The sequence below is a fragment of the Streptococcus sp. CF8_St5-11 genome (assembly GCF_024295625.1).
GTDB lineage: Bacteria > Bacillota > Bacilli > Lactobacillales > Streptococcaceae > Streptococcus.
Window position 1 is genome coordinate 645,530 of record NZ_JANCOJ010000001.1, and the last position, 23,401, is coordinate 668,930.

At 44.1% G+C, this 23,401-nt stretch carries 20 protein-coding genes; 2 read left to right on the plus strand and 18 right to left on the minus strand.

What is annotated here, in order from left to right; all coding sequences use genetic code 11:
- Positions 1-9 precede the first annotated feature (9 nt).
- The 3 genes from tsaD to tsaB are packed head-to-tail and all read right to left on the minus strand — an operon-like array spanning position 10 to position 2,127.
- A complete protein-coding gene (gene tsaD / locus NMM13_RS03010) occupies positions 10-1,020 on the minus strand; it encodes a tRNA (adenosine(37)-N6)-threonylcarbamoyltransferase complex transferase subunit TsaD (protein ID WP_061591222.1) in 1,011 nt (336 codons plus the stop codon).
- A complete protein-coding gene (gene rimI / locus NMM13_RS03015; protein WP_254727554.1) occupies positions 1,010-1,447 on the minus strand; it encodes a ribosomal protein S18-alanine N-acetyltransferase in 438 nt (145 codons plus the stop codon). Before rimI ends, tsaD begins: the two co-directional genes overlap by 11 nt.
- Positions 1,444-2,127: a tRNA (adenosine(37)-N6)-threonylcarbamoyltransferase complex dimerization subunit type 1 TsaB gene (gene tsaB / locus NMM13_RS03020; RefSeq protein WP_254727559.1), complete on the minus strand. Its 684-nt coding sequence runs from the start codon at positions 2,125-2,127 to the stop codon at positions 1,444-1,446. Before tsaB ends, rimI begins: the two co-directional genes overlap by 4 nt.
- Positions 2,128-2,419: 292 nt before the next feature.
- Here tsaB and NMM13_RS03025 point away from each other — a divergent pair, with 292 nt between their 5' ends.
- Positions 2,420-2,650 carry a DNA-directed RNA polymerase subunit epsilon gene (locus NMM13_RS03025; RefSeq protein ID WP_003008866.1) on the plus strand — a complete coding sequence of 77 codons (231 nt, stop codon included), beginning with the start codon at positions 2,420-2,422 and terminating at the stop codon, positions 2,648-2,650.
- 3 nt (positions 2,651-2,653) lie between these two features.
- Positions 2,654-4,336, plus strand: coding sequence for a ribonuclease J (locus tag NMM13_RS03030; protein ID WP_003003107.1), 1,683 nt, complete (start codon positions 2,654-2,656; stop codon positions 4,334-4,336).
- 252 nt (positions 4,337-4,588) lie between these two features.
- Here the strand turns inward: NMM13_RS03030 and glnA are convergent, their stop codons facing one another.
- The 15 genes from glnA to rpe form a co-directional block, all read right to left on the minus strand.
- Positions 4,589-5,935, minus strand: a complete 1,347-nt coding sequence (gene glnA / locus NMM13_RS03035; RefSeq protein ID WP_003016943.1) for a type I glutamate--ammonia ligase — start codon at positions 5,933-5,935, stop codon at positions 4,589-4,591.
- 39 nt (positions 5,936-5,974) lie between these two features.
- Positions 5,975-6,334 carry a MerR family transcriptional regulator gene (locus tag NMM13_RS03040; RefSeq protein ID WP_003012408.1) on the minus strand — a complete coding sequence of 120 codons (360 nt, stop codon included), beginning with the start codon at positions 6,332-6,334 and terminating at the stop codon, positions 5,975-5,977.
- Positions 6,335-6,401: 67 nt separating this feature from the next.
- Positions 6,402-6,935, minus strand: coding sequence for an aromatic acid exporter family protein (locus NMM13_RS03045; protein WP_003008874.1), 534 nt, complete (start codon positions 6,933-6,935; stop codon positions 6,402-6,404).
- A gap of 268 nt (positions 6,936-7,203) precedes the next feature.
- Positions 7,204-8,403, minus strand: coding sequence for a phosphoglycerate kinase (gene pgk / locus NMM13_RS03050; protein WP_223325393.1), 1,200 nt, complete (start codon positions 8,401-8,403; stop codon positions 7,204-7,206).
- A gap of 203 nt (positions 8,404-8,606) precedes the next feature.
- Entirely contained in the window at positions 8,607-13,397 is a 4,791-nt protein-coding gene (locus tag NMM13_RS03055) for a bacterial Ig-like domain-containing protein (RefSeq protein WP_254727562.1), read from the minus strand.
- A 234-nt stretch (positions 13,398-13,631) separates the two neighbouring features.
- Positions 13,632-14,642, minus strand: coding sequence for a type I glyceraldehyde-3-phosphate dehydrogenase (gap, locus tag NMM13_RS03060; protein ID WP_003003093.1), 1,011 nt, complete (start codon positions 14,640-14,642; stop codon positions 13,632-13,634).
- A 279-nt stretch (positions 14,643-14,921) separates the two neighbouring features.
- On the minus strand, positions 14,922-17,003 hold the full coding sequence (fusA, locus tag NMM13_RS03065) for an elongation factor G (RefSeq protein ID WP_003003071.1): 2,082 nt from the start codon (positions 17,001-17,003) through the stop codon (positions 14,922-14,924).
- A gap of 272 nt (positions 17,004-17,275) precedes the next feature.
- The gene (gene rpsG / locus NMM13_RS03070; protein ID WP_003003105.1) at positions 17,276-17,746 is read right to left on the minus strand and encodes a 30S ribosomal protein S7; all 471 of its coding nucleotides are present in this window, start codon (positions 17,744-17,746) and stop codon (positions 17,276-17,278) included.
- A gap of 19 nt (positions 17,747-17,765) precedes the next feature.
- Positions 17,766-18,179, minus strand: coding sequence for a 30S ribosomal protein S12 (rpsL, locus tag NMM13_RS03075; protein ID WP_003003125.1), 414 nt, complete (start codon positions 18,177-18,179; stop codon positions 17,766-17,768).
- Between the two features lie 205 nt (positions 18,180-18,384).
- Entirely contained in the window at positions 18,385-18,957 is a 573-nt protein-coding gene (locus NMM13_RS03080; RefSeq protein WP_254727565.1) for a hypothetical protein, read from the minus strand.
- Between the two features lie 23 nt (positions 18,958-18,980).
- Positions 18,981-19,796: a pur operon repressor gene (purR, locus tag NMM13_RS03085; protein WP_003012466.1), complete on the minus strand. Its 816-nt coding sequence runs from the start codon at positions 19,794-19,796 to the stop codon at positions 18,981-18,983.
- Between the two features lie 135 nt (positions 19,797-19,931).
- Positions 19,932-20,876 carry a 3'-5' exoribonuclease YhaM family protein gene (locus NMM13_RS03090; protein ID WP_037608119.1) on the minus strand — a complete coding sequence of 315 codons (945 nt, stop codon included), beginning with the start codon at positions 20,874-20,876 and terminating at the stop codon, positions 19,932-19,934.
- The gene (locus NMM13_RS03095; protein WP_003012406.1) at positions 20,863-22,113 is read right to left on the minus strand and encodes a DNA recombination protein RmuC; all 1,251 of its coding nucleotides are present in this window, start codon (positions 22,111-22,113) and stop codon (positions 20,863-20,865) included. The genes NMM13_RS03090 and NMM13_RS03095 overlap by 14 nt, the downstream gene beginning before the upstream one ends.
- Before the next feature lies 1 nt (position 22,114).
- Positions 22,115-22,747: a thiamine diphosphokinase gene (locus NMM13_RS03100; protein ID WP_254727568.1), complete on the minus strand. Its 633-nt coding sequence runs from the start codon at positions 22,745-22,747 to the stop codon at positions 22,115-22,117.
- Positions 22,740-23,399 carry a ribulose-phosphate 3-epimerase gene (rpe, locus tag NMM13_RS03105; RefSeq protein ID WP_021153977.1) on the minus strand — a complete coding sequence of 220 codons (660 nt, stop codon included), beginning with the start codon at positions 23,397-23,399 and terminating at the stop codon, positions 22,740-22,742. The genes NMM13_RS03100 and rpe overlap by 8 nt, the downstream gene beginning before the upstream one ends.
- Positions 23,400-23,401 lie beyond the last annotated feature (2 nt).

Below are 23,401 nucleotides of genomic sequence, written 5' to 3' on the forward strand. Positions count from 1 at the left end.
TCCTTTTTCTTATTCAATTCCTTCAAAGGCTAGACTTGGTTTGGCATTAAGATCCCAGCCTGCGAAGTTTTCTTTGTTCCACTCACTGACGCTGGCATAGGCGATCATCCCTGCATTGTCCCCGCAGAGGCGCAAAGGCGGAATGATGACCTTGACATCTGTGATCTCAGAAGCCAAGCGTTCACGAAGGCCTTGGTTGGCTGCGACGCCACCAGCGACGACTAGAGTTTTGACCGGATATTTCTCCAAAGCCTTCTTGGTCTTGGCCATGAGAATGTCAAGTACGGCTGCCTGAAAACTTGCAGACAAGTCTGCATTGGAGAGACTTTCTCCTTTTTGCTGCGCATTATGGTGCAGATTGATAAAGGCCGATTTGAGCCCTGAAAAGGAGAATTCCAGATTGTCTTCCTTGATCATGGCCCTAGGGAAATCGTAGATATCAGATCCTTGGTGGGCCAGCTGATCAATTTCACGTCCTGCTGGATAGGTCAAGCCCATCACGCGCCCGACCTTGTCATAAGCTTCTCCGACAGCATCATCACGGGTCTCTCCGACGATCTTATAATCACCCGCTTCACTGACGTAGACTAGCTCGGTATGTCCTCCACTCACCAACAAGGCCAAAAGCGGAAACTCTAAGGGCTCGACGCTTTGAGCAGCCATCAAGTGCCCTGCCATATGATTGACAGGAATCAAAGGGAGGCCGTGCGCCCAGGCAAAGGCCTTGGCCGCTGCTAGGCCGACTAAAAGAGCGCCAACCAGGCCTGGACCGTAGGTGACAGCCACAGCTGTGACATCGGCTTCAGTGATGCCAGCTTCTTCCAGGGCTTCTTCAATACAAGCGGTGATGACTTCCACATGGTGACGAGAGGCTACCTCAGGCACCACCCCTCCAAAACGCTTGTGACTTTCGATTTGACTGGCAATGACATTGGACAAGAGTTGGTCGTCATTTTTCAAGACAGCCACACTGGTCTCATCGCAAGATGTCTCAAAAGCCAAAATATATCTATCTTTCATTCGGGTTCCTCTTCATGATCACAGCATCCTCTATGGGATCGTGATAGTAGTTTTTCCTCCGTGCAATTTCTTCAAAATGCATTTTTTTGTATAGGCCTTGGGCCGGTTGATTGGACACACGCACTTCTAAGAAAATTTCTTTTTGGTCCGGCAACTGCGCGAGTAACTGCTGAGCTAGGCCTTGGCCTTGAAAGGCGCGCTTGACCGCAATCTGTAGGACCTCTGCTTCATAGAGAGTCTCTTGAATGGCGACAAATCCAAGGACTTGCCCCTCATCCACAGCTAGGAAATAGAAGATCGATTCCTGCTCTAAATCAGCTTGGATCTGCTCCAACTTCCAGGGACTAGCTTCATAGACATCTTCCATGACAGCGAGAATAGCGGCCGCATCCCGGCTGCTCCCTTTCCTGATTGTTCCTTTCATCATAGGCGCTTGATGTAAGAGGTCGTTGTTTCCGTGTGGTCTTTGAGCCAATTTTCCTCTGCTTCGACCCGTTTCAGATAATGAGGGACAAAATCATGGAGGCTAGCAGGCGCTTGTTTGAGACCGAGACGTCCGATTTTCACTGCATCTGGCAAGGTTTCATAGTAAGTAGCCCTTGGCAGGCTAGAGGCAATCTGTTCCTTAAAGGCAGTGACTTCTCCGACAAAGGTGACCTGCTCACTTGTCGCTGCACGCTCTAGGACTTCCTCAAATGGAAAATGTCCTTCTGGTGCGACCAGTTGATCATCTTGGTAAAAACCTGCATAAACGTTGTTCCGACGGGCATCCATGACAGGAACTACCAAACCTTCTAGATCATCTGGCACTAAGGCTAAGAGGCTCGAAACCCCGACCAATTCAATCCCTAAGGTATGAGCCAAGGTCTTTGCGGTTGCGACTGCAATGCGCAACCCAGTGTAGCTCCCAGGACCTTCTGCCACCACGATGCGGTCCAAGTCCTTGGGTGTCAAGTCGATTTGTTGCATCAAAAAATCGATGACCGGCATCAAGGTGATACTATGATTTTTTTTAATAGTTAATGTTGTTTCTGCAAGTAGAGCCTCATCTTCTAAAATCGCTACAGAAAGAGCCTTACTCGAGGTATCAAATGCTAATAATTTCATTTCCTACTCCTCTTGAACTGGATTATATTATACTACAAATTCCCTTCAAATCCCAGCGAAACTCTCCTCTAGAGCGCAGGATTTTCCTATCCAAAACCGCTCAAAAGCTTCTCTATTATAGGTCTTTTACCCTCTGACTTTTCCAGTCTATCTTTTACTTACAGGCGAATTTATGATATAATAATAATTAATTGTATCGAATCAGGTCCACTAGTTGCGAGTAGGAAACTCTAGTGATTACACTCCTTCGTAGCTAACAAATGGACCGAAATAATGAAAGGAAAATTACTTCATGATTTACAAAGTTTTTTATCAGGAAACAAAAGACCGCAACCCTCGTCGTGAAACCACGCATGCACTTTATCTCGATATTGATGCACCAAATGAACGCGAAGGACGCATCCAAGCTCGTCAATTGGTTGAAGCAAACACAGATTTCAACATTGAATTTATCACACCACTTTCTGAGCAACACCTTGCTTACGAGAAAGAGTCAGGTGCTTTTGAACTAACGGAGTACTAATCCATGGCTTATACCTTAAAACCTGAAGAAGTTGGTGTATTTGCCATTGGTGGACTTGGAGAGATCGGGAAAAATACCTACGGGATCGAATACCAAGATGAAATCATCATTGTCGATGCCGGGATCAAATTTCCAGAAGATGACCTCCTTGGGATCGACTATGTAATCCCAGATTACTCTTATATCGTTGACAATATCGATCGCGTCAAAGCGGTCCTCATTACTCACGGGCACGAAGACCACATCGGTGGGATTCCTTTCCTTTTGAAGCAAGCCAATGTCCCTATCTATGCTGGACCTTTGGCGCTTGCCTTAATCCGTGGAAAATTAGAAGAGCACGGCCTTCTTCGTGATGCCAAACTCTACGAAATCAACCAAAACACTGAGCTTCAATTTAAAAATCTTAAAGCAACCTTCTTCCGTACGACTCACTCTATTCCAGAACCTTTGGGAATTGTGATTCACACCCCTCAAGGAAAGATTGTTTGTACCGGAGACTTCAAATTTGACTTCACACCTGTTGGGGAACCGGCTGACCTCCATCGTATGGCGGCCCTTGGGGAAGAAGGCGTTCTCTGTCTGCTTTCAGACTCAACCAACGCGGAAATCCCAACCTTTACTAACTCTGAAAAAGTGGTTGGCCAATCCATCATGAAGATCATCGAAGGCATCCATGGGCGCATCATTTTTGCCTCCTTTGCTTCGAATATCTTCCGTCTCCAACAAGCTGCTGAGGCAGCTGTCAAGACAGGTCGTAAGATCGTCGTCTTTGGACGCTCGATGGAAAAAGCCATCGTCAACGGAATTGAGCTTGGCTACATCAAGGTCCCTGCTGGAACCATTATCGAGCCAAATGAGATCAAAGACTATGCGGCCAATGAAATCCTGATCATGTGTACAGGAAGTCAAGGAGAGCCAATGGCAGCCCTCTCTCGGATTGCCAACGGAACGCACCGCCAAGTGCAACTCCAACCAGGAGATACCGTGATCTTCTCTTCTAGTCCAATTCCTGGAAATACAACCAGTGTGAATAAATTGATCAATACGATTTCTGAAGCGGGTGTAGAGGTCATTCACGGGAAGATCAACAACATCCATACCTCTGGACACGGGGGGCAACAAGAACAAAAACTCATGCTCCGCTTGATCAAACCAAAATACTTCATGCCTGTCCATGGTGAATACCGGATGCAGAAGATCCACGCAGGACTTGCGCGTGATTGCGGAGTGGAAAAAGACAATATCTTCATCATGAGTAATGGTGATGTCCTCGCTCTTACAGCCAACTCTGCTCGGATCGCAGGAAGCTTCAATGCTCAAGATATCTATGTCGATGGAAACCGCATCGGTGAAATCGGGGCTGCTGTCCTTCGTGACCGGAGAGACCTTTCCGAAGACGGTGTCGTTCTTGCTGTTGCGACTGTTGACTTCAAATCGAAGATGATCCTGGCTGGTCCAGACATCTTGAGCCGTGGTTTCATCTACATGCGTGAATCAGGAGATCTGATTCGTGAAAGCCAACGCATTCTCTTCAATGCTATTCGTATCGCCTTGAAGAACAAAGATGCCAATATCCAAACCGTCAATGGTGCGATTGTCAATGCCCTTCGCCCATTCTTATACGAGAGCACGGAACGTGAACCTATCATTATCCCAATGATTCTCACACCAGATGACGAAAATTAACAAAACAACCAGTTGAGACCACTGTTTCAACTGGTTTTATGGTGACTTTTTGGGGATCAAAAAGAGAGTGGGACAGAAATCGGTAATTCGTTAGAATTCGATTTCGTCGTCCCACCTCCACACAGTTGAGTAGGGCTGTAAAAGCTGATGAAATCAGCGTAGTAGAGCCCACTCAACCACTGCATCTTGCTCGACAAGCCAAAAATAATTGAGAGGCTAGGACTTGTGTCCTAGCCTCTTTACTCTTGTTTCTTAATAAAGATCTAAATAGTTGTCTACTTCCCATTGGGATACGAAGGTCGCATAGCTTGCCCATTCGATTCGTTTGGCTTCAAGGAAGCTGGTGTAAATATGTTCACCCAAAGCAGCTTTCACCACTTCGTCTTCTGTCAAGGCTTTCAAAGCATTGTGAAGGGTAGAAGGGAGATCTGTGATTCCAGCTGCTCTACGTTCTTCCGGTGTCATCACATAGATATTTTCTTCGATCGGAGCAGGTGCTTCGATTTTATTTTCAATCCCGTGAAGGCCAACTTCAAGCAAGACTGCCAAGGCTACATAAGGATTAGCCATTGGGTCTACGGAACGCAATTCTAAACGAGTTCCCATACCACGTGATGCTGGCACACGTACCAATGGGGAACGGTTGCGACCTGCCCAAGCGATATAAACAGGTGCTTCATATCCAGGAACCAAACGTTTATAAGAGTTGACGGTTGGGTTTGTCACCGCTGTAAAGTTATATGCATGCTTGATCAAGCCACCCAAGAAGTGATAAGCTGTTTCTGACAATTGCATGCCCTTTGGATCTTCTGGATCAAAGAAGGCATTGTTGCCATCTTGGTCAAAGAGAGACATATTACAGTGCATACCTGATCCGGCAATTCCAAATTTTGGTTTGGCCATAAAGGTTGCATACAAGCCGTGTTTACGAGCGATAGTCTTCACAACGAGTTTAAAGATTTGGATCTTGTCACAAGCGCGGAGCACTTCGTCATACTTAAAGTCGATTTCATGCTGACCAACGGCTACTTCGTGGTGACTGGCTTCTACTTCAAAACCCATCTTGGTCAAGACATTTACGATTTCACGACGAGTATTATCTGCAAGATCTGTTGGAGCCAAGTCAAAATAGCCACCTTTGTCGTTTACTTCCAGAGTTGGATCTCCATTTTCGTCCAACTTAAAGAGGAAGAATTCTGGTTCTGGTCCAAGGTTAAAGGATTTGAAGCCAAGTTCTTCCATATGACGAAGGGCCCGTTTCAAGTTGCCACGTGGGTCTCCTGCAAATGGTTCTCCTTCTGTCGTATAGACATCACAGATCAAGCCAGCTACGCTACCATTTTCATCTCCCCAAGGGAAGACTGTCCATGTATCCAAATCTGGGTAAAGATACATATCTGACTCGTTGATACGGACAAATCCTTCGATAGAAGAACCATCAAACATGGCTTTGTTTGAAAGAACCTTGTCCAGTTGCTCATCGGTAGCTGGAATTTCGACGTTCTTCATGGTTCCCAAAATATCAGAGAACATCAAGCGAATAAAAGTAACATTTTTTTCTTTTACTTCACGGCGAATATCTGCAGCAGTAATTGACATTTTTGTCTCCTTAAAATAGATTACAAGCTTATGAAATGATCAACGAAATTGACCATATGGCGATGGGGAAGATGTGAAGCGACTTTGCTGAATAATGTCACGATGAAGAGCCTTACGGATCTCTTCTTGACTGACAACCTTGGTTTGCTCTTGCTCTTTTTCCGCATATTTCTTCTTAATATCCGCAATATTGAAGCCATCTGAGATATAATCTTTGATCTCAAGCAGGCGGTCCATATCGTCCAACGAATACATGCGGCGATTGCCTTCTGTCCGATCAGGAGAAATCAATCCCTGATCTTCATAATAACGAATCTGGCGAGCTGTCAAGTCGGTCAGCTTCATAACACTTCCAATCGGAAAGACTGCCAGCGAGCGTCGTAATTCCTTTTCCTTCATACCATTCCTCTTTCTATTCTATTATATCGAAAAAAAAATCTATGTCAAGATTAAATGTTACATAATCTTACATAGGTTTTTTGTGTTTCTTGAGAAAATCGCGAATGCGATCCACATCCGAATTGACCAAAATCGCAACGAAAACGCCAATAAAGGTCTCAAATATTCGGGCAAAAACATACAAGAAGGTTTCTCCGTTAGGAATCGAGAGGGTAATGATCAGCATTGCCGAAACTCCTCCGATAATTCCTGCTTTATTATTCATAGCGACATTTGTCATAATGGTTAACATGGTCGCAATGGGTACAAAAATAAGAGTCACCCAATACGCCCCATGAAAGAGTGTTTTTAAAAGGAAGAACAATACGGCATAAAAACCTCCGATACTGTTGCCCATGACACGCGAAGCCCCAAAGTGGACACTCTTATCAAAGTCTTCCCTCAAACTAAAAACAGCTGTCAAAGTCCCGATCTGAAGGCCTCTCCAGCCAAATATTCCAAAAATAAGTAGTACAATAAAAACGGCAATCCCTGTTTTAAATGTTCTCATCCCCAAACGGAATTTGGACCAATCAAATTTGTGTCGTTTAAAGTAATCCATGGTCACCTATCTTTCTATTTCTATTATTCTACCATATTTTCAGAAAGGAGAGAACAGTTATCAATAGAAAGAAAAAAGAGAGTGGGACAGAAATCGGTAATTCGCTAGAATTCGATTTCGTCGTCCCACCTCCGCACAGTTGAGTAGGGCTATAAAAGCTGATGAAATCAGCGTAGTAGAGCCCACTCAACCACTGCGTCTTGCTCAACAATCCAAAAATAATTGAGAGGCTAGGACTTTTGTCCCAGCCTCTTTCATTCTATTTAGATTATTTGTCTGTAAGAGCAGCCAATCCTGGAAGTTCTTTACCTTCAAGGAGTTCCATAGAAGCACCACCACCAGTAGAGATCCATGAGAATTTGTCTGCACGTCCAAGGTTGATCGCAGCAGCTGCTGAGTCACCACCACCGATGATTGATTTAACGCCTGGTTGTTTCACGATAGCGTCCATCACACCGATTGTACCAGCTTGGAAGTCAGGGTTTTCAAATACACCCATAGGTCCGTTCCATACAACTGTTTTCGCACCAGTCAATTCTTGGTCGAATTTAGCGATTGATTTAGGACCGATATCAAGACCAAGGAATCCTGGATCTACTGCTTCACCTTCAGTGTCTTTCACTTCAGTGTAGTCAGCAAATGCGTTCGCTTCTTTTGAGTCAACTGGCAAGATCAATTTGCCGTTTGATTTTTCAAGAAGAGCTTTCGCCACATCCAATTTGTCTTCTTCTACAAGTGAGTTACCGATTTCGATACCTTGTGCTTTGTAGAATGTGTAAGTCATCCCACCACCGATAAGGACTTTATCAGCTTTTTCAAGCAAGTTTTCGATAACACCGATCTTGTCAGATACTTTAGATCCACCAAGGATAGCTACGAATGGACGTTCTGGAGCTTCAACTGCTTCTTTGATGTAAGCAATTTCGTTTTCAAGAAGGAATCCAGCAACAGCTTTATCAACGTTTGCAGAGATACCAACGTTAGATGCGTGTGCACGGTGAGCAGTACCAAATGCATCGTTTACGAAGATACCATCTCCAAGTGATGCCCAGTATTTACCAAGTTCAGGATCGTTTTTAGATTCTTTCTTGCCGTCAACATCTTCGAAACGAGTGTTTTCAACCAAGAGAACTTGTCCATCTTCAAGAGCGTTAACAGCTGCTTCCAATTCAGCACCACGTGTAACACCTGGGATAAATTGAACTTCTTGACCCAATTTAGCAGCCAAGTCAGCAGCTACAGGAGCAAGTGATTTACCTTCTTTATCTGCTTCTTCTTTTACACGTCCAAGGTGAGAGAAGAGGATTGCACGTCCACCTTGTTCAAGGATGTACTTGATAGTTGGAAGAGCTGCAGTGATACGGTTATCGTTAGTGATCACGCCATCTTTTACAGGTACGTTGAAGTCGACACGAACGAGAACTTTTTTCCCTTTCAAGTCAACGTCTTTAACAGTCAATTTTGCCATTAGATATGACTCCTTCTTTTTTTAATACATGATAATTATATCACAAAATCTGTAAAAGAGGTAGAAAAATCCAATGCTTTTCCCCTCTAATTCACAGGATCCGAACGACACTTCTAGATACAAGATCAAACCTCTCTGGTTTTCACCAGAGAGGTTTTTTTGAGAGTGACTTTTTAAAAGAACGAAAGAATCCTGTAAAAGGCTTACTCTTCTTTCTTCTTACCAGCCAAGAGGAATCCGCCTAAGGCTGCTAGGAGAACAGCTTCAGCTGCAAAGGAAGCTTCTAGGCTTGCCGTATTTGGTAAGTGTTCCGATTGACTTTCTTTGCTGGCATCTTTTGTTTCTTGCTGAACTGTTGGCTGTGAGTTCGCTCCTTGGTGGGCACTTAACAACTGATGGATCTCTTGATCAACCATATCCTTGTGTTCTTCCTCTTGATGACCCGCTTGAGTAGAAGTCGTTGGGGCCAACTGATCCACTTGAGAAGACTCTGTAGGCTTCAATGGATTAGCTGGATCCGGAGTCACTGGGGCAGCTGGTTGGACTGGTTGATTTGGTTGAGCTGGTTGAACAGGCTGATCAGGTTTAGCCGGTTCCTCTGGTTGGATCGGTTGATCTGGTCCTTCCGTTTGTGCTGGCTTATAGACAATCGCATAGTGAGTAAAGTGAGGAGCTGTAAAGATGACTACATCTCCAACTCTCTCAAAGGCCAAGGATTGAGGAGCTTGACCTTCTGGGAAGAAGAGAACTTGCTCCACTTCTTTATCCTTATCCACAGGGATTTTCACAAGGGATGGATGGTGGGTATCAATATCTTGACCGCTGGCATCCACGCCTTCAATATCAAAGACGATTCCTTCTCGACCCTTCAGCTCTTCTTTTTCTGCCTGATTGGCTTCAACTTTTGCGACTTTCAGTCCTTTGACAACGGTTGGCTCTAAGTTGGAGAATTGAACTTCGACTCCAGTCGCAGGGTCTACAAAGACCGCTGGCTTATCTTCTTTCAGGAGCGCAATCAAGGTTTCTAGACCTGTTTTTGCGGTTGCGAGCGCTTCAGGAGTGAGCTCTGAAGAGTCTAGGAGTTCTTTATTTTTCTCAACCAGTGCCTGCAAAGCGTCACCAGAAGGGTGATTTGGCTTACTTGCTAATAGAGCGGTCGCTTCCTCTGTCAGAGTAGAAAGAGCTTCTCTCTCTTTGACTAGATTAGCTTGTCCATCCAAGGCTTTCAAGAGAGCGGTCAATTGGTTCAACTGCTCATTGACTTGATCTTGTGTGCTGGTATCATGTTCTTTCAAGACTTTTTCAGAAGCAGCCATTCCAGCCAACAAGGCTTCTTTGACTTCAGGACTGGCAAATGTAAAGTCTACTTTGGCTTTTGCAGCTTCAGCTTCAGCCAATTTTTGCTTGAGGTATTCATCGTTGAGAGCTGGTTTTGGATTGACGAGGACATCAAAGCTTGTGCTAGCTCCTTTGTAATGGATAGTGATGGTTTGACGGCCTTCCTTGGTCGCATCAAATCCAGTTACTTCAACCCCTTCATCGGTCAAGGCGTGCGTTTCGGTCGTTTCATCTTCAAAGACGACTGTAAAGCGTCCGCCTTCTTTCTCCAATGCTTCTCCGACAATATATTCCACTTTTGGTTTGTCGGTCAATTCTAGACCAGCAACCGCTTTTTCGCCTGCTTCCTCTGCACTGACCACAAAAACAGTGAGAGTCTTATCTAATTTCTGACCAAGGTAAGAAACTTCTAGGTGTTGTTCTCCCAGCTTGCTACTGTCAAATCCATGAATCTCTACACCTGAGTTGGTGAGGTTGACCAGTTGATCTGCTTGGCCATCTTTATAATGAACTCGGAGAGTCGCCCCTTTCAAGGAAAGGGCATCGCCTTCCCGGTAGACCTTCTTGGTCAATCCATCTTCAAATTGGAGTCCCGCAATTTCTTTATCATTCTTTGGAACCTCGATCGCTAGAACGTTACTGATATCTTTGCCAGGTTCTTGCGCACGATAGTAGAGAAGAGATGGGGTTGATTCAAAAGCCAGTGGTTTAAAGATCAGATTTCCAGCTTGATCGGCTGTCATGGTCGCAATTGGACTAGTGGCTTCTTTATCGGCATAAAGAGTCAGAGTAGTATTAGCTGGGACATCTTTGAAACCGACTTGGACAAAATGATTACCTAGGTTTTGCGCTGCAGCATGTTTCATCGGAATGTTGACCGTCTCAGTATCTAGACTTTCATACATCTTCCAGTTGTAAATCCGGATGGCTTGCCATGGAGTTCCGTTATCTGCCGTAATGACATGGAGACGCCAGTCTTGAGCCTTGATTGGATGGTCGAGTGTAATGTCGGACACATGGGCTTTATTGCCACGAACTTCCTTAGCAAGCTTCCATTCACCCGCTTCATCCTTGTAGTAAAGGTCGAAGTCACGGGTATTCATCTTGCCATCGTCGACAGATTCTCCACCCGCACCGGCATGGTCCATGACCCAACGAACAATGGTCCGTGGTTGTGTCAAGCGAATATCGACGGTTCCACTCAATTGAGCAGAAGACCATTTATCTGAAAGACTGGTAATGGTACCATTTAACATACCTTCGATGCCTTCACTACCATCCGCAGCTGGGAAGCTCGAACCGATCACTTTGGCTCCGATAACCACGTTTGGCGCTAAAGCTTTTGGTAGACTGGTATCTGACACGGTCATACCCCAATCAAAGGCTACAGTTCCCGCATCCGAACGTTGGCCGTTCTTCCCAACTGCCACAACCTTGAGTTCCTGAGTGGTTCCTTCAGCACTTGCCGAACGGCTAACTTTTGGTAGATAGACGGTTGTCGCAGAAGACCCTGTTAAGAGACGCCAGTTATCACCATCTTTTTCATAGACTTCATAATAATCCGCATCTGCTACCCCTTTAAAATTGAGGACTGCTTCTGCTTCTTGCGCATTTTGTAGGCGTTTTGCCCGAACGGATACTTCTGCTGGAGTAGCTAGTTTCTCTTGGTTCGACGTAATCGACAATTGGCCGAGATTAAATTTGTAGTCTTTAACATCCGTATCATGGTCAAAGAACATTTTCACAGCATAAATGGTCTTGCCAGCCAAACTTCCCAAATCAAAGGTTTGAGTAGACCAATCCGCACTCGGTGTCAATTCTTTCCATTCGTATTCAGAGTAGTCTTCTTTGGTGGCAACAGCTACCCAGGCAGCAGCTCCGATCCCACCTTTATGACTGACGCTCAATTTTGTCGTTTCTGTCACAGGAATCTTGGTCGAATAGAGCATGACATTTTGACTGCTATTGGCTTTTAAATCTCCTTCAAAGGCTAGAGAATTTCCTCCATTGTAGGCTTGATCAAAATCATAGCGACCTTTTAATGGTGTACTATCTTCACTATGCTCTACCCACCAACGCCAGGTCGGAAGGTAGCCAGAAACAGAACGGTAGTTCCATTCCCCTTCTTTAGAAATCTTGCCATCGACAAACCAGTGTTTTCCGTGACCAGTATTGAAGGAAGTATTGAAATCTTCACTAGTGATTGGGGTTTTGTCCACTACTAGATTGGACATACCGTACCAAGATTGGTCTGCTGGTTTTCCTTTAGTCGGATCTCCTTGGAAACCTGTCCAGAATAGATCTTCATGGGTATGGTATCCTTCTCCAGTCTTTCCTAGCCCTGTAATCGTATCTGGCGCATAAAGACCAAGAGATAGACGCAGCTTGCCATGTTCATCTAAAATGGCATTCCAGTCTACATTAGTCTTATAAGAGCCTCCTTTTTGGAGCTCGAGTCCAGCTAGAACATCATAAGGATTCCGATGAATCCATTTAGCTGTACTGATGGAATAATCCACTTCTGATTTGCCCCAGTTAAAGTTAGCAAAGAAGGTATCCACTGGATTTTCCCCATTTTCTGGCTGCATGAAATTGTAGTTGTATTCTCCCAGCGCATTCTCATGGTAACGGCCATATTCATAGGTCATAGCATCATACCAGGAATACTTAATCGGATAGTTCAGACTCTTCGCATATTCCTTGGTATAAAGAAGGAAATCTCTCAATTTTGGCCCCAATGGTTCTACAAGATTTCCGGTCGTTTCTTGGTTGATAAAGTAACCATCAAAGCCATAGTACTTGGCAAGTTCGACTAATTTACGGGCGATCGGGAAAGTTTTAGAGCCTTCACTATCTTCTTTCAAGGTTTCTGCAAAATGTTCTTGATCCTTGATGCTGCTAGACCAGTTATAAAAGAGTGTTCCATAAATAGGAACCCCATTTCGGTGGGCTGCATCGATAACATCTGCTGATGGAACCAGTCCTTCCCAAAAGACCATGGAATCCAAATATTGCCAGTAATCAAAAGCATAGGCCTTAAACTCTTCCCCGCCGACAGACGCATGATCCTTGGCTTTGGAGTTCATGTTTGACAGCGCTTGGATCTTCGCTTCAGGGTTGGCTTGTTCATTAATTTGTTTCCCTTGAAAGCGGCTCGCAAGTGGGACACTTGCTCTGTTCATATCGTCATCCACTCGTTTTCCTGGTTCCCACTTCAAGAGATCGTCCCAAGTATCGAACTTAACTTCTTTGGGTCTCAATTGTTTTTCTTCATTGGTTGGTAAATCGGCCACTTTCTCAGCAGCAGCTTTCGGTTTTTCAGTCTCTGAAACAGCTGGATGATCTGTAGTCGCCGAGCTAGCTTCTGTACTTGTAGGACTAGCCTCCGGAGTGACCGCTTCTGCGGCTGGTTTTTCCGTTTCTGCAGCAGGTAAGGCCGCATCTGCAGTATAGACGCCAGCTTCTCTCACTAGATGATTAACATCTTCAGTCGCTACTGAAGAGGTTTCCAAGGGTTGTTCACTAGTAGAAACCGTCTCATCTGCAGAGACAGCGCCTGTTCCCAAAAATGCTAACCCAATCAATGCGGAGCAAACTCCCACACTGAATTTTCGTATACTAAATCGTTCTTTCTTTTCAAATAGATGACCTTTCATCTTGACCTCCTTGTATGGTTTTTTTCTTTTTCTTGAGCGATTTCCATTGGCTCCTTCCTCCACGATCTGTAATCGCTTTCATTTTCTTGTATTAGAAATCTCCAATCAAGGATAGGATACCCTAATCTATTTAGCACTGTCAATCAATTTTAGCAATTCCTATAATATGATGAGAAAGCCCTAAAAAAAGTACAAAAAAAGAGGAGGTTTCCCTCCTCTCATCATACGCATGAATTATTTAGCAATTTTTGCGAAGTATTCAAGAGTACGAACAAGTTGTGCAGTGTAAGACATTTCGTTGTCATACCATGAAACAACTTTAACCAATTGTTTACCGTCAACGTCAATAACTTTAGTTTGAGTTGCGTCAAACAATGATCCGTAAGACATACCTACAACGTCTGAAGAAACGATTGGATCTTCAGTGTAACCGTATGATTCGTTTGAAGCTGCTTTCATAGCTGCGTTCACTTCATCAACAGTAACGTTCTTGTCAAGAACAACTACCAATTCAGTAACTGATCCAGTTGGAACAGGAACACGTTGTGCAGCTCCGTCCAATTTACCGTTCAATTCAGGGATAACCAAACCGATTGCTTTAGCAGCACCAGTTGAGTTAGGAACGATGTTAGCAGCACCAGCGCGTGCACGACGAAGGTCACCTTTACGGTGTGGACCGTCAAGGATCATTTGGTCACCAGTGTAAGCGTGGATAGTAGTCATCAATCCTTCAACAACACCGAAGTTATCTTGAAGAGCTTTAGCCATTGGAGCCAAGCAGTTTGTAGTACATGAAGCACCTGAGATAACTGTTTCAGTACCATCAAGAATATCGTGGTTAGTGTTAAATACGACTGTTTTAACATCTGATCCACCAGGAGCAGTGATAACAACTTTCTTAGCACCACCAGCATGCAAGTGTTTTTCAGCAGCTGCTTTAGTAGCAAAGAAACCAGTTGCTTCAAGAACGATTTCTACACCGTCGTTAGCCCAGTCGATTTGTTCTGGATCGCGTTCAGCAGAAACTTTAACGAATTTACCGTTAACTTCGAATCCACCTTCTTTAACTTCCACAGTACCGTCGAAACGACCTTGAGTTGTATCGTATTTCAACAAGTGTGCAAGCATAACTGGATCTGTAAGGTCGTTGATGCGTGTAACTTCAACACCTTCTACGTTTTGGATACGACGGAAAGCAAGACGTCCGATACGACCGAAACCGTTAATACCAACTTTAACTACCATTCGTGATTTCCTCCTTATGAAAATCAAAAAAATTTTTTGTGAAAAGAGTAACTTGACACAGCGCCAAACATCTTTTAACAGTCTCTATTATATACTTTATTGCATTAAAAAGCAACTATTTCCCAACGAAAAGCAAGATTTATCATAGATCACTGCCTCTTTTATTAAAGTTTTTCACAAAGTCTTGATCGATCGGAAAAGCGCTATTTTACTTGTACTCACTTTTGGAACGAAGAAAAACTCTTCCCAAAGTGGGAAGAGTTTTTAAGCATTGGTAAATTAAGCTTCACCTTTAGCTTTTTTAATGATTTCTTCTTGTACTGATTTTGGTACATCTTCGTAGTGGTCAAATACCATCATGAAGGTACCACGTCCTTGAGTTGCAGAACGAAGGACAGTAGCGTAACCGAACATTTCAGCAAGTGGCACATAAGCACGAACGATTTGGCTTGCACCGTGTGCTTCCATACCATCTACACGTCCACGACGAGCAGTTACGTGACCCATAACATCCCCAAGGTTTTCTTCAGGAACTGTGATGGTTACAAGCATCATTGGTTCAAGGATAGCTGGTTGTGCAGTCTTAGCAGCTTCTTTAAGTGCAAGAGATGCAGCGATCTTGAAGGCAGTTTCAGATGAGTCGACATCGTGGTATGAACCATCGTAAAGCTTAGCTTTCACGTCAACCATTGGGTAACCAGCAAGAACACCGTTCGCCATAGATTCTTGAAGTCCTTTTTCTACTGCAGGGATGAATTCACGTGGAACCACACCACCGACGATCGCATTTTCGAACTCGAATCCTTTACCTTCTTCGTTTGGAGTGAATTCGATCCAAACATCACCAAACTGACCTTTACCACCAGATTGACGTTTGAAGAATCCACGTGCTTGTGTAGAAGCGCGGAATGTTTCACGGTAAGATACTTGAGGGGCACCAACGTTAGCTTCAACCTTGAATTCACGTTTCATACGGTCAACAAGGACATCCAAGTGCAACTCACCCATACCAGAGATAACTGTTTCACCAGTTTCAGGGTTTGTTTCAACGCGGAATGTTGGATCTTCTTCAGCCAATTTTTGAAGGGCGATACCCATCTTGTCTTGGTCTGCTTTAGATTTAGGCTCAACCATCAATTGGATAACTGGTTCTGGAACTTCGATTGATTCAAGGATGATTTTTGCTTTTTCATCTGTCAATGAGTCACCAGTTGTTGTATCTTTCAAACCAACGGCAGCAGCGATATCTCCAGAGTAAACTGTTTCGATTTCTTTACGAGTGTTGGCGTGCATTTGAAGGATACGTCCGATACGTTCACGTTTACCTTTAGAAGTGTTCAATACGTATGAACCTGAGTTCAAGACACCTGAGTAAACACGGAAGAATGTCAAACGACCTACGAATGGGTCAGTCATGATCTTGAAGGCAAGAGCTGCAAATGGCTCTTCATCAGATGCTGGACGTTCTTCTTCTTCGTCTGTATCTGGGTTTACACCCTTGATTGCAGGGATATCAAGTGGGCTTGGAAGGTAGTCAAGGACTGCATCCAACATCAATTGAACCCCTTTGTTCTTGAAGGCAGAACCACAAAGTACTGGGTAGAATTCAACGTTGATTGTAGCTTTACGGATACCAGCTTTCAATTCTTCGTTAGTGATTTCTTCCCCTTCAAGGTATTTCATCATCAAGTCTTCATCAGTTTCAGCAACTGCTTCAACCAATTTTTCACGGTATTCTTGAGCTTGTTCAAGGTATTCAGCTGGAATATCTTCTTCAAGGATATCTGTACCAAGGTCGTTAGTATAGATTTCAGCTTTCATCTTGATCAAGTCAATGATTCCGCGGAAGTCATCTTCAGCACCGATTGGCAATTGAATTGGATGAGCGTTTGCTTGAAGACGGTCATGAAGTGTGCTTACTGAGTAAAGGAAGTCAGCACCGATTTTATCCATCTTGTTAGCGAATACGATACGAGGAACTCCGTATTCAGTTGCTTGACGCCAAACTGTTTCAGTTTGAGGTTCAACACCTGATTGTGAGTCAAGAACGGTTACAGCACCGTCCAAAACGCGGAGTGAACGTTGAACTTCGATCGTGAAGTCCACGTGTCCTGGTGTGTCGATGATGTTTACACGAGTGTCTTTCCATTGAGCTGTTGTAGCGGCAGATGTGATAGTGATACCACGTTCTTGTTCTTGCTCCATCCAGTCCATTTGTGACGCACCTTCGTGAGTTTCACCGATTTTGTGAATCTTACCAGTGTAGTAAAGGATACGCTCAGTTGTAGTTGTTTTACCAGCATCGACGTGAGCCATGATACCGATATTACGAGTTTTTTCAAGTGAAAATTCGCGTGCCATGAGGTTTGTTTCTCCTATATTTTTTATTTCTATATTCTATTATAACATGATTTAATAAAAACGGATAGGCAGGACCTACCCGTTTCCAGTGTTTTCATGCTAAGTTTTGGTTCCAACTTGTAAGAAGAGTTGAATTGGGTTCAAGAGCTGACGAAGCTTAATTGAACTCGGGCTAAAAGCTCGGAAAATAGATAAGCTTTCCTAGAATCTTTGATTCTTCGTCAAGCTTCCTAATTTTCAGTCGCTTTTTTAACGCCCTTAGTATCTTAATCTTACCAGCGGAAGTGTGCGAATGCACGGTTAGCTTCAGCCATACGGTGAGTATCTTCACGTTTCTTAACAGCTGCACCAGTGTTGTTCGCTGCATCCAAGATTTCTTTTGCAAGACGATCAACCATTGTGTGTTCACCACGTTGACGAGCGATGGTTACCAACCAACGAAGTCCAAGTGTTGTACGACGTTCTGGACGAACTTCAACTGGGACTTGGTAGTTAGAACCACCGACACGGCGAGCACGTACTTCAAGTACAGGCATGATGTTTTCCATAGCTGTTTCGAATACTTCAAGAGCATCGTTTCCAGTAGCTTCTTTAATTTGTTCGAAAGCTCCGTAAACGATTGAAGCAGCTGTACCACGTTTACCATCAAGCATAACGCGGTTGATAAGACGAGTAACTAATTGTGAATTGTAAAGCGGATCTGGCAATACATCGCGTTTAGGCGCACGGTTTTTACGACTCATTTTTCTTTATCCCCTTTCCTTATGCTTTTGGTTTTTTAGTACCGTATTTAGAACGGCCTTGTTTACGATCGTTTACACCTGCAGTATCAAGTGCTCCACGGACGATATGGTAACGTACCCCTGGAAGGTCTTTTACACGTCCACCACGAAGAAGAACCACGCTGTGTTCTTGCAAGTTGTGTCCGATACCTGGGATATAAGCAGTCACTTCGATCAAGTTGCTCAAACGTACACGGGCAAATTTACGAAGGGCAGAGTTAGGTTTTTTAGGTGTCATTGTTCCAACACGAGTTGCAACACCACGTTTTTGTGGTGAAGAAACGTTTGTTTGAACTTTTTTATGACTGTTGTAACCAACGTTCAAAGCTGGTGATTTAGATTTTTCTACTTTTGATTTACGCGGTTTGCGAACCAATTGGTTAATTGTAGGCATCTACATTCTCCTGTGAAATTTTTTATTTTTGGTGATGGTACACTTGGTGACAGCTACCATCTGTGTGTACTTTTGCAACATTTGTCAGCACGTCCCTGTACACTCTTGAGAGACCAAAAGTAAAAAGTACCGTCTATTATTATAACATGACGGCACTTTGATTGCAAGATGTTTTTTTATTTTTTAAAGAAGTCGAAAAAGTTCATTATTGACCAGCTTCAGCAGGTTCTTCTGCCCCTGCATCTGTGGCCGGAGCATACTGCTGTTGCTGTTGTGGTTGAACTGTCGCATTGGCTCCAGCTACTCCAGCATTGGCATTGGCATTAGTATTTGCGTTCGCGTTCGTGTTGGCATTAGCGTCTGTTTGAGTCTGCTGTGTTGCCGCTGTGTCGCTCTCATAGGTCAGTCCATAATAGTTAGCGATGTATTGGATACGGGCCTCAAGCGATTGCTTTTGAGTCGCATCTTTGACTTTCTTCACAGCAGCTTGGGCAGCGTTCACAGAATCTTGACTTGGAGTTGTTTCCATTTGAACGACTGCTTTTTCAGCAGCTTCTGTATTTTTCTTTTCTTCCTTCTTTTCTTTTTCTTCCTTTGTTTCCTTTTTCACTGGAAGGGAACCTGTCTTTTTAGCAGGTTGAATTTCTGTCGTTACCTGGGCAGCCGTATTCTTTTTAACGGTATACAAACCAGCTACCAAAATAAAGGATAGAGACAGAACTGTCACCAAGCGAATCCACAAAGGACTATTATCAAATCGATCTAAAATTCTTTTCACTTTTTGATCCTCCTTTGTTGCTCTTAATCAAAGATATTCCCAACTTCGACACTCAATTTATTTTCTTTTACATCGATGTTGGTCACGCGCAATAAGGATTTGTGTTCAAAGAATTCACGGTCGGTTGCAGCATTATCCGCAAAGACAGCTACTCCTGCTAATTCAGAATCGAATTCAGCCAAGAGACTGACCATCCCATTAATCGTTCCGCCACCTTTAAGGAAGTCATCGACAATCAAGACCCGGCTTCCTGCTTTTAGGCTCCGTTTTGAAAGGAACATTTTCTCAATACGATCCCCACTTGAGCCTGAAACATAGTTGACACTAACGGTTGACCCTTCTGTGATTTTCAAATCACGACGGACAATGACAAATGGAACATTCAAGACATTGGCCACTGCATTGGCTAAAGGAACTCCCTTGGTCGCTACGGTCATGACAGCATCAATTTTCTTATCTCGAAAGGCTTTGGCAATGATGCGGCCGATCCGATTCAAAATCTTTGGATTGCTCAAAAGATCAGACAGGTAAATGTAGCCACCAGGAAGGATACGATCACTTTCAGACAGTTGCTTGCAAAGATCTTCGACGATTTCTTTGGATTCTTGATCTGAGATAGACGGTGTAAAGATAACACCTCCACCAGCTCCTGTAATGGTCTCAATATTTCCGATTTCCATCTCTTCAAACGCACGCTTAATGATCACGATATCTTCTGAGATGGAAGACTTGGCAGACTCATACTTTTCCGCAAACGTATTGAGGCTAGTCAATTCATAGGGATGGTTGATCAAGTAATTAGAAATTACGACCATCCGTTCACTTCTTCTTAATTTCATTTTCTCACCATGTAGTTTTTTCTATCATTATACCATAAGAAGCGAAAAAAACGAACATTCTGATTTACAGAAGGCCGTTTTTTCCTGATTATTTTATTTTTGGCAGAACCATTCCCGTATTTATCCCTGTTTTTACTAGTCGAGATTCGGTTTATAGAAGGAACGATTTTCCATAGCAAAGATTTTATTGGTCATTTCGCCAGGACCAATTAAGCCAAGTGCTGTTGTCATCATCATCATTTCCGCATCCAAATTATCGATCATATGAATAATCTCTGCTTCCATGATCTTTGGACGAACAGGACTACCGTATTCGAGCAAGCCATGGTGACTCAAGATCACATGGCGAAGGACGATGACTTCTTCTTTTTGGTCATCAATCTTCAAGTCTTGCAAGACCTTGGTGATTTCTTCATCGATCAGTGCAATGTGGCCGATGAGGTTGCCTCGAACAGTGTATTCTGTATTTTCAGGTCCCGTCAACTCGATCACTTTGGCCAAATCGTGTAACATAATCCCCGCAAAGAGCAAGCTCTTATTCAACTGAGGATAGATATCACCGATACTATCTGCCAAGCGGACCATGGTCGCCGTATGATAAGCGAGACCGGCTTCAAAGGCATGGTGGTTGGTCTTAGCAGCTGGATAGCTATAAAACTCTTTCTCATATTTCCCATAGAGGGCCCGAACAATCCGTTGCCAGACCGGATTTTCAATTTTGAAAATCATGTTTGACAAGTATTCATGCAATTCTTTAGGATCTACTGGTGGTTTTTCCTTGAAGTCTGCTGGATTGTTGGGCTCTCCCGCTTGTGGCAAGCGCATGTTTAATTGGTTGACTTGAGGAGTATTATTGTAAACTTCTCGACGTCCAGACATATGGACCACGCGCCCAGCCATAAAACTCTCTACATTGTGAGGTTGGGCATCCCATAGTTTACCTTCGATTGTACCGGTCTCATCCTGGAAGACAAAGGCGAGGTAGTTTTTCCCGGCCCGCGTTTGACGCACTTCTGCTGACTTGATCAAATAGAATCCTTCGAACAATTCATCTTTTTTCATTTGGTTAATTTTGACCATCATCTTCTCCATCTTCTATATATACATCTAGTCCCAGCAAGTCCTCATCGCTTTCGATTTGGCGGAGTGTCCGCTCGATGGCACTGGTCCGTCTGGTTAGCAAATCATCAATATTATTGGAAGCATTCTTTAAATGGCGCTGAGTCTTGGCCAGAATCCCTCCAAACTTATGGAATTCTGATTTGACCGATCCCAACACCTTGCTAATGTCATCTGCACTCTTTTGGATGTTGAGCGTTTTAAAGCCAACAGACAAGGAGTTCAAGAGGGCTGATAGCGTACTTGGACCAGCCACTAAAATTTGTTCGTCCCGACGCAAGCGATCGAAGAATTCTGGATTGCGAACCACTTCGGAATAGAGGCCTTCAGTTGGCAAAAAGAGAATTCCGAAATTCGTCGTCGCTGGTGGAAAGAGGTATTTTTGTTGGATATCCTTAGCAAAACGCTTGATACTAGCAAGAAGGGCCTTGCGGTAACGCTCGATCTCCTCTTTCTCTCCGGATTCATAAGCTTCTTCCAGACGATAGTAGTCTTCCAGTGGGAATTTAGAGTCAATCGGCAGATAGACTGGCTCCTCTCCTTGTCCTGGAAGCTTAATAGCATACTCCACACGCTCACTGGATTGGGGAACGGTGACAAACTCCCGCTCATACTGGGCTGGGGTCAAGATATCTTCAATAATTTGACCCAGCTGTAATTCGCCCATAATCCCACGCGTCTTGGTATTGGAGAGAACTTTATTAAGGGTTCCGACATCCCGCGCCACTGTCTGCATTTCTCCCAACCCTTTGTTGACCGACTCCAATTGTTTTGAAACCGTCTCAAAGGAGGTCTGCAAGCGGTGCTGCAAGGTTTTCTCCAATTTTTCTTCTACCGTTTGGCGCATCTGTTCTAGCCGCACTTCATTGGACTCTTGGATCTGGCGCATGCGCTCATCTGTTTTGTCCCGATTTTTAGTAAAGTGCTCATTCATCTCAGCGCGCAGAGCCGTCGTCTGCTGGTGGATCTCCACTCGCATCTCGGTTAAGCGATCTGTCAGGGCGATCTCTAACTGCTGATTGGCAATCTGGCTTGCTTGTCTTTCTTTTTCAAAACGATAGTCCAACTGGTCTGTCAAATGATCCTCATGGTCTTCCAGCATCTCTCGTAAAGCCGGTCTTGTATCATCTGACCGTTGCAAGAGATAGATGAGGAGGCCCAGATTGAGCAGGCCAATCAGAAGCAGAATGATATTCATATTAACCTCTGTCTTTACTATAAACAATGACAAGATAGCCACGGTCAAGACTCACTTGAATCGGTTGATCCAAAAATTCATTGGAGCCATACATGGCCTTCAAAAAATAATTCTCCTGATGGAGCGGATACTTGGCCCCTGTGATCTCTACGCGACCTTGTCCGACAGGCATAAAACCAACATAAGACATGGCTGGATCTGGCTGAATCTCATGGCAACCTGCTGGTCTGTAGATCAAGCGATTTTGACCATCGACTAATTGGATCTGCTCCATGTAGGGAGCTAGGTCTGGATCGGTCGGCAAAAAGATATTGGACAAAAAGTGATCCAAGCGACCACCAAAGGCACCGTAAACAGTGACCGCAGCCTCTGGATAGGCTTCAAAGACTGCTTTCAAGGCCAATTCCAAATCCGTATCGTTCTTTTCAGGGACGGATTGAACAACTTGCTTGGCTTGGGTTTGGATCTTGCGCAAATCGGTCTCAGAGACGGAATCGAAATCCCCCACAGCTATATCTAAAGGCAGACCTTGTTCCAGTAGCTTCAAACAGCCACCATCAACGCCTACATAAGCGTCATGATCTTTTGGCAAGAGCGTGCTGTCACCTCCCGCCAGTATTGCGATGTTACCCATTTACTGCATCTCGGAGCGTTTGAACGCGCTCATTAACATCTCCATTAAAGACATAAGAACCTGCTACAAAGACATTGGCCCCAGCTTCTTTTGCTTGCGAAATAGTTTGGTCATCAATTCCACCATCCACTTCGATATCAAAGTCGAATCCTTTTTCTTCACGAAGAGTGGCTAATTCGCGCACCTTGTCCATGGTTTCAGGCAAGAAGGCTTGGCCACCAAATCCTGGATTAACGGTCATGACCAAGACTTGATCCACCAAGTTCAAGACATGTTTGATACTGTCTACAGGAGTTCCTGGATTGATCACAACACTCGCCTTCACACCTGCTTGACGAATTTTTTGAAGAGCTCCGTGAATATGGGGAGTAGCTTCCACATGGATGCTGATGATATCAGCACCTGCACGGGCAAATTCCTCGATATGGTGTTCAGGATTGGTGACCATCAAGTGGCAATCAAAAACCAACTTGCTATGTGGACGCATGCTCTCTACGACACCAGCTCCAAAGCTGATATTGGGCACAAAATGGCCATCCATGACATCGATATGGGCATAGTCAGCTCCTGCTGCTTCTAAGCGTTTCAATTCACTTTCAAAATTGGCATAATCGGCACTCAAAATTGAGGGGGCTAATTTCATTGTTTTCATCG

Excerpts from the sequence above, each read along its gene's own strand:
- tsaD (WP_061591222.1), bottom strand. The coding sequence starts at position 1,020 with ATGAAAGATAGATATATTTTGGCTTTTGAGACATCTTGCGATGAGACC.
- rimI (WP_254727554.1), bottom strand. The coding sequence starts at position 1,447 with ATGATGAAAGGAACAATCAGGAAAGGGAGCAGCCGGGATGCGGCCGCT.
- tsaB (WP_254727559.1), bottom strand. The coding sequence starts at position 2,127 with ATGAAATTATTAGCATTTGATACCTCGAGTAAGGCTCTTTCTGTAGCG.
- NMM13_RS03025 (WP_003008866.1), top strand. The coding sequence starts at position 2,420 with ATGATTTACAAAGTTTTTTATCAGGAAACAAAAGACCGCAACCCTCGT.
- NMM13_RS03030 (WP_003003107.1), top strand. The coding sequence starts at position 2,654 with ATGGCTTATACCTTAAAACCTGAAGAAGTTGGTGTATTTGCCATTGGT.
- glnA (WP_003016943.1), bottom strand. The coding sequence starts at position 5,935 with ATGTCAATTACTGCTGCAGATATTCGCCGTGAAGTAAAAGAAAAAAAT.
- NMM13_RS03040 (WP_003012408.1), bottom strand. The coding sequence starts at position 6,334 with ATGAAGGAAAAGGAATTACGACGCTCGCTGGCAGTCTTTCCGATTGGA.
- NMM13_RS03045 (WP_003008874.1), bottom strand. The coding sequence starts at position 6,935 with ATGGATTACTTTAAACGACACAAATTTGATTGGTCCAAATTCCGTTTG.
- pgk (WP_223325393.1), bottom strand. The coding sequence starts at position 8,403 with ATGGCAAAATTGACTGTTAAAGACGTTGACTTGAAAGGGAAAAAAGTT.
- NMM13_RS03055 (WP_254727562.1), bottom strand. The coding sequence starts at position 13,397 with ATGAAAGGTCATCTATTTGAAAAGAAAGAACGATTTAGTATACGAAAA.
- gap (WP_003003093.1), bottom strand. The coding sequence starts at position 14,642 with ATGGTAGTTAAAGTTGGTATTAACGGTTTCGGTCGTATCGGACGTCTT.
- fusA (WP_003003071.1), bottom strand. The coding sequence starts at position 17,003 with ATGGCACGCGAATTTTCACTTGAAAAAACTCGTAATATCGGTATCATG.
- rpsG (WP_003003105.1), bottom strand. The coding sequence starts at position 17,746 with ATGAGTCGTAAAAACCGTGCGCCTAAACGCGATGTATTGCCAGATCCG.
- rpsL (WP_003003125.1), bottom strand. The coding sequence starts at position 18,179 with ATGCCTACAATTAACCAATTGGTTCGCAAACCGCGTAAATCAAAAGTA.
- purR (WP_003012466.1), bottom strand. The coding sequence starts at position 19,796 with ATGAAATTAAGAAGAAGTGAACGGATGGTCGTAATTTCTAATTACTTG.
- NMM13_RS03090 (WP_037608119.1), bottom strand. The coding sequence starts at position 20,876 with ATGGTCAAAATTAACCAAATGAAAAAAGATGAATTGTTCGAAGGATTC.
- NMM13_RS03095 (WP_003012406.1), bottom strand. The coding sequence starts at position 22,113 with ATGAATATCATTCTGCTTCTGATTGGCCTGCTCAATCTGGGCCTCCTC.
- NMM13_RS03100 (WP_254727568.1), bottom strand. The coding sequence starts at position 22,747 with ATGGGTAACATCGCAATACTGGCGGGAGGTGACAGCACGCTCTTGCCA.
- rpe (WP_021153977.1), bottom strand. The coding sequence starts at position 23,399 with ATGAAAACAATGAAATTAGCCCCCTCAATTTTGAGTGCCGATTATGCC.